The sequence below is a fragment of the Ruthenibacterium lactatiformans genome, from assembly GCF_000949455.1.
GTDB classification, from domain to species: Bacteria; Bacillota; Clostridia; order Oscillospirales; family Ruminococcaceae; genus Ruthenibacterium; species Ruthenibacterium lactatiformans.
Genome location: NZ_JXXK01000097.1, coordinates 1 through 1318, shown reverse-complemented (window position 1 = coordinate 1318; position 1318 = coordinate 1). Strand labels below are relative to the sequence as shown.

Sequence of the window (1318 nt, the reverse complement as noted above, 5' to 3'; positions counted from 1 at the left end):
GGCAGCGCCATGGGCAGCATGCTGAGCGCGGCGCCGCTCATCAAAAAGGTGTATATCCCAAAATACATCTTTCCGCTGGAGCGGGTGTGCTTTGCTTTGGTGAACTGTCTGTTCTCGTTCATTGCTCTCGTTATTGTAATGCTTGTAACAGGAGCCAAGCTGCACGCCACCGTGCTTCTGGCGTTTTATCCGCTGCTGACACTGTTTGTATTCACGCTGGGCATCGGCCTTGCACTGGCCGCGGCAACAGTGTTCTTTCGGGATGTGATGCATCTGTGGGGTGTGTTTACGCTGGCGCTGAACTATTTTTCCGCCATTTTCTATGACCCTGAGCAGATGAATCCGCTGGTGGTGGGAAGCGTGGAGCTGAGCCTTTCCCAGGTCATCCGTTTCAACCCGCTGTACTGGTACATCACGGGCTTCCGCGCCACGGTGCTGGACGGCACGGGCCTCACCTGGAGCATGGTCTGGATCTGCGGCCTGTGTGCGGTCATCGCGCTGGCTGTGGGCCTGTTCGTGTTCCGCCGCCAGCAGGACAAATTTGTCCTGCATATCTGAGGGAGGACGCCGCTGTGAAAATGATCGAAGTAAACAACGTGTCCATGCGCTTCAACATGGCAAAGGAAAAGCACGAGAGCCTGAAAGAGTATTTTCTGGCCGCCGTGCAGGGCAAGCTGCAGTTTGAAGAATTTTACGCGCTGCGCGATGTTTCCCTCACCGTGCATAAGGGTGAGTTCCACGGGATCATCGGGCTGAACGGTTCGGGCAAATCCACGCTTTTGAAGGTGATCTCCGGCGTGTTCAAGCCCACGGCGGGCAATGTGGTGGTGCACGGCAGCATCGCGCCGCTCATTGAGCTGGGCGCGGGGTTCGACATGGACCTCACCGCCCGGGAGAACATCTATCTCAACGGCACGGTGCTGGGCCTGACGCCCAAATACATCGACGAAAAATTCGACGAGATCGTGGATTTCAGCGAGCTGCGGGAATTTCTGGACGTTCCGCTGAAGAACTATTCCTCCGGCATGGTGGCGCGTATTGCGTTTGCCATCGCCACGATCACCAAGCCGGACGTACTCATTGCGGACGAGATATTGTCCGTGGGTGACTTCATGTTTCAGGAAAAATGCGAGGAGCGCATGCGCCAGCTGATGAGCGGAGGCACCACGGTGCTGCTGGTGAGCCACTCCATCGGCCAGATCGAGCGCATGTGCGACCACGTGACATGGCTGGAAAAGGGCCGCGTAAAGATGCAGGGCGAAGCGGCCGAGGTGTGCGCCGCATACAAGGCGCTGGACCCGGAGGCCGCAGCCATTCA

General features: G+C 57.6%; 2 protein-coding genes. Both read left to right on the top strand.

The window, feature by feature from the left end:
* A partial coding sequence (locus TQ39_RS19860; RefSeq protein WP_050006810.1) for an ABC transporter permease occupies positions 1-558 on the top strand: 558 nt, incomplete at its 5' end.
* A gap of 20 nt (positions 559-578) precedes the next feature.
* Positions 579-1318 (top strand): ABC transporter ATP-binding protein (locus TQ39_RS19855; RefSeq protein WP_050006809.1); only part of this gene is annotated, 740 nt, incomplete at its 3' end.